General features: G+C 58.5%; 3 protein-coding genes. All 3 read right to left on the minus strand.

Going from position 1 to position 5,089, the window contains the following annotated elements:
• Positions 1–245: hypothetical protein (locus BLV81_RS23270; RefSeq protein ID WP_143036447.1), on the minus strand; the 245-nt coding region annotated here is incomplete at its 3' end.
• 479 nt (positions 246–724) lie between these two features.
• The gene (locus BLV81_RS23275) at positions 725–1,384 is read right to left on the minus strand and encodes a hypothetical protein (RefSeq protein WP_092360261.1); all 660 of its coding nucleotides are present in this window, start codon (positions 1,382–1,384) and stop codon (positions 725–727) included.
• The coding region (locus tag BLV81_RS23280) for an RHS repeat-associated core domain-containing protein (RefSeq protein ID WP_176992945.1) at positions 1,381–5,089 on the minus strand (3,709 nt) is incomplete at its 5' end. The genes BLV81_RS23280 and BLV81_RS23275, both read right to left, overlap by 4 nt.

Here is a 5,089-nt window from a genome sequence, read left to right on the forward strand (position 1 = left end):
TTGTTGCCGTTGATGATGTTGATCGGGTTGCCGGCGCCCTGGTTGGTGCTGCTGTCGTTACCCAGGCTGGCGGCCTGCGTGCCGCTGTTGCAGGTCTGCCCGCCCGGGCTCGGACCGCAGGCTTGCACCGGAGCCGTGCCGGAAAACAGCGCGGCCAGCAAGGCCATCGACGCGAATCGCTTGGTGGCGAGGCGCATGGACTTATTTGTGAGCTTGATGACTGGCGCCGGTGTGCACGCCATCATTTAACGCTCCCACTTGGATAGTTGGCAAAGGCACAGCCTTGACCTGGACAATCAAAAATAGCGATATGCATCAGGCCAGCGGGCGATGCATGCGTCGATTGACGGCTTGTAGAGTCGGAAGCAAGTAGTTCAGCGACTACCAAATTTTTGCGATTTGACATAATTTTCTTATTTTTGTTGATGTTAGCGCGCATAGAGAAAACTGCCGCCGGTTTTCGCGCTTCCAGGCGAAGCGGCTTCTAATGCGAAATACGACAGGAATGCATTTAATTAACTCTGTCTGCTTGCCGCAATTGGTCGCGGTCGGAGCTATCTCATTCCGATGCTTTCTGCCGGGCTTGCAATTGGTTTCCCGCTTAAATTGATAATCTTGGGGATGGACAGAATCAATCCGATGGCTTCGCGCCCGCAGCAAGCAAGGCGTTGCCGATTTGAATGCAAGTCACAGGCGGCCGGTAATTATTTGGACCCACTTAGTTTCACCAGCCGGGATCGACGACTTTGCCATTCACAATCGTTGCCTCGCGAAAATCCCCGCCTGCCATTTCATACGCCAGCCCATAGACGCAATCGCGAGGATCCTTGCAATGCTTGTAATCCACGCCGGGAATCGGCACGCGCCGTTGCACATCCCATCCCAGCAAGATGCCGTCGTCCTTCAAGCGCAACTTGATGCGCAAGGCGCCGCCATTTTTGCGGATGTAATTCAGAATCTCGTCGGGAATACGCCCGGCCACGGGGATCGTGTAGTCGCCGACAATGGTGCCGCCGTTCCAGCCGCCGCCGCCCTGTTTTTGTCGGAAGTCACCCACGCGCCAAGTGGCGCGAATCGTTTTCGGCAGCCCTCTTTCACCGCCGGGATAGGCGGATTGACTGTTATTCTTTAGACTGAGAGAGCTGGGTGCATCAATCACGTAGCCGCGATCGTCGTAAAACGTCACTCCTTGTTTCAGGCTAAGTGCATCCAGTACCAGATCGCCCACGCCACCCGTGCCGCGAAAACGGTCAGTATCGAAACTTCCGCCCTGGGCCGCATCTGCGCCTGCCATCGCCTTGCATGCAAACAGCAGGGTCAGACTTGCCAGCATGCCCAAGAACATGCGTTTCATGGTTTGAGAAAAGAACATGTTATTTTTCATGGCGCCACCTTCAAATTGATCTTGTAGTCGTTGGCATTGAGCCAGTCCAGATAACCTTGCATATTTACCGTGCCGGTCACGTAGTCCTTGCGCGGGATCCGCGTGATGTTGCCGTCGGCATCCTGGCCGGTCGCCGGCAAAAAATCGATGTACTTCTTGGTGTCCGCGTTGGTCATGCCCGTGCCGGTCATCGCCGTTTCCGTGGTCGTCGTTCCATCCTGACGGCGCACCTCGCGGTTTTCGATGGGTTGAGCCGGCCAGCCTGAAGTCAAATATTGATTATCGCTCTTATCGTGCAGTACCGGGTTGGCGATGACGGTGTCTGCGGGAAGGCTCATATTCAGCCCTGCCAACTTGGCTTGGTCGACCATCCAAGCCAAAGGGACTTGAGCCAGCTGGTTTTGAGTCGCACTGAAGCCGCCGCCAATATCGGCATGCGCACCGATGAAGCCGCGTTCAATCCGGGTATCGCCGGTCGGCACCGTTCCACCCAAGATCGATTCGAGCGGGAAAGCCCCGACCGACCCAGGTAATTGCCGTACCGTCTTGTCGCGGTACTCGTTGAGCGCTACCGCCTGTGCCACGTATTTGAATTGGTCCGGGATGCCGAGGTTATAAGGTGTACCGCTCCAGTTGGTGCTGAGCACCGTATCCCACAGCCCCATGAAGCGGAAATTCACTTTCTGGCACTGGGCTTTGCCTTGCGCATCTGTGTAACTGTACCAGCCGTCCTTGGTGTTTGCGACAATACGATTGGCGAAGTCGCGCGCCTCCGCTGCGCCGCGGCTGAAACCGATGATGTCGATATCCATCGCCTGGTTGTCAACAGATACATCTGCCTCTTTGTTGAAATATTCCACCATGCGCGTGATACGCGCGGGTCCGGAATAGTTGGCGCCCATATCGGCACTTTCCGCCCCCAGCGGGACATACCACGGCTTAAAGTCTGCCGGGTCGATCGGACGAGCGGGGTCGCTGCGATCGATAGTGCCAACACCGGAAACATAGCGGCGATCTCCGTCGTTATAAAGTTGCCGGAAATTCACTACATTCGACAATGAGCTGTCATGCGACGTGAGCCAGGTCTGATCGTCTGTGTTCCCGGTTCCATCAAACGCAAACAGGATGAGTCCATAGGGATCGATATTCTTGAGCGGATTGCTGCTGACATAAGCATAAGTATTGATCCCCGCCCTCAGCCCCATCGGATCAGGCGTCAGGTAGCGGCCGCTGTCCGCATCGTAATAGCGGTGATCGTTGTAATACAGCCCGCTCTCTTGATCCTCGTATTGCCCCGGCAAGCGCAGGTTGAGCGTAAAGCGGCGCGCTGTTTTTCCCGCTTGGCTGACGTTGACAATTTTGCCGAATGCGCTATAGCCCGCTTGCCAGACCGGCTTGCCGGACTGATCCGTCGCCACCTCCGGCGCCCCCAGATGATTGTTGTGCAGATAGGTGATGGCAGCATCGCTGCCGAACCACGACTTGAGCGCCGTGCCGATATCCGCCGCAACCTGGGCCAATGGCGAGCGCTCTTCTGCATCGGGCAGGCTGCCGTCAGGGGTGTCGATCACCGCTATCGGCTGTTGCGCCAGATAGACATACTGGCGCGTGATCCGCCCTTGGCCGTCCAGTTCCGCCTGCAACTGGCGATTCTGGTACAGGTAACGCGTGGTGTGCGCCGCGTCGGCCGCAGCCGTGCCGTTGACCACCTTGGCGACACGTTCGCCGCGATGGTTGTAGCTATAGCTGGCCAGGCGGCGGTTTTCCTGGCGTATTTCAGACAACTTGCCGAACGCGTCCCAGACATATTCCCGATCGGCGATACGCTGCGGCTGGCCGCCGCTATCGTATTGCGTGTGGTTTGCTGCGCCGCCAAGCAGGCGGTTGCTGTTGGCTTCATAGACATTCTTGACCGAATTGGTGGACAGGTCGGCCTGGTCCTTGATCCCTTGCTGCGCCAGCAGCCGGTTGCCGGCGCCGTCGTAGAAATAACGGTCGGTGCTTTGCGGCGCGCTTGCCACGATCAGGCGGTCTTGGGCATCGTAGGCGTAGCTGCCGGTTTGCTGATGTGGCGCAGTCAGCATCCCCCGATTCTGGATATGCAGCAAATTGCCTTGCGTGTCCCACAAGTAGCGCTGATCCAGCAGCGCTTGCGAGTCCTGCGGCAAACCAAGCGCGCCCGGCAACCCGGACGAGCCACGGCTGGCTGGGGTTGCTGCGGCCTGCGCATCGCTGATGCCCAGCACCCGTTCCAGCATGGCGGTCTGCACGTTGCCGCTGTCGGCGGGACGGCGATATACCACCCTTGCCAACGCGCCTTCCCTGCTGCGCTGGAATTCGGCCTCGATGCCATTGCCGTAGGCGTAGCTCTTGACGCCGACGATGTCGCGTTCGATGTTTTGCACCAGCACCTTGGCGGGCAGCAGCCATTGGAGCCAGGGTGTTTGAATCCGGCTGCGAGTCAGTGCAACGATCTGATCCTGACCATTGCGCTGATACTGGATTGCACTGCCGTCCGGCAGGCTGACGCTTTGCAATTGTGCGTGCTCGTCGTAGCGGTAGCGCGTAATGGCGCTGATGGCGGACGGCGCTGTGCCGCCGTTGATCTGCTTCAGCGTGACCGTCTTGCTCACCATCAGTCCGCGCTGGTCGTAGGCATAACGTTCGCTCTGGGTCGGGTAATCCAGCGCGACCAGCCGTTGCCCCTGGTATTGCCAGCTGGTGATGACCGGTTCCTTGGTCTTGGCGTCAAACACGGTTTGTTTGCTGATGCGCCCCATGGGATCGTACTCATAACGAGCGCGATTGCCATTGCCGTCGGTGCTTTCTGTCAGGCGGCCGGCGGCGTCGAAGGTGCGCGTGCTGGCACCGCTGTCCGGGCTGACGATGGCGACCGTGCGGCCGAAATCATCTCTGAGCGTGCGGGTGACGGCGCCGTTGGGTGCGGTCACTGCCGCGGCTCTGCCCTGGCTATCGTTGTCGAACCTGGTCACGCTGTTGGCGGCTGCCGTCACGTCGGTCAGATACAGATTGGCATCGTAGCGATAGCGCTTTTGGCGGCCCAGGCTATCGCTCAATATGGCGGGCATATTCTGGTCGTTGTAGGCGATCCGTTTGATTGCGCCGGTGTTGTCCCAGGTTGCGGTCAGACGATTCTGAGCGTCGTAACGGTAATGTTGTATCTGCTGGATACGTGCGTTTTGCACAGCGGCTTCGATCAGATTGCTCTCCGTATCGAAACTATTGCGCGCGATCACGCCGAGTGCGCTGGCGGTCCAGATGTTATGGCCGAGAATATCGAAGCCATATCTGGCTTGCCCTTTATAGTCCTTACCCGCGCCGGTCCCGGCTTCGACACGGTTACCCTCCGCGTCGTATAAAAAGCTCTCTACGCTGGGAGAGCTTGCGCCCGGTCCGGTGCTGACGACGCGGACCGGCAGGCTGCGGGCATCGTAAGCGTAAGTTGTGCTGAAGCCCCGGTTATTTTTCACTTCCGCGATGCGTCCGGCTTCGTCATATTGAATGCGGCTCTTGCCGCTTGCCAAGTCAGTCATCGCTGTGATGAAGCTGCCTTTGCTGTCCCAGTCGAATCCGGCGACATCACTGTCCGTCGGATCGTTCTTCGGTCCGTTGGCCAGCGGCCCGTCGATCCGGCTCAACAGGCTGCGGCCGTTGATCTTGCTGTAGCCGTAGCTGGTGCTGCGT

Source organism: Collimonas sp. OK242 (assembly GCF_900107095.1).
In the GTDB taxonomy this organism is placed as follows: Bacteria; Pseudomonadota; Gammaproteobacteria; order Burkholderiales; family Burkholderiaceae_D; genus Collimonas.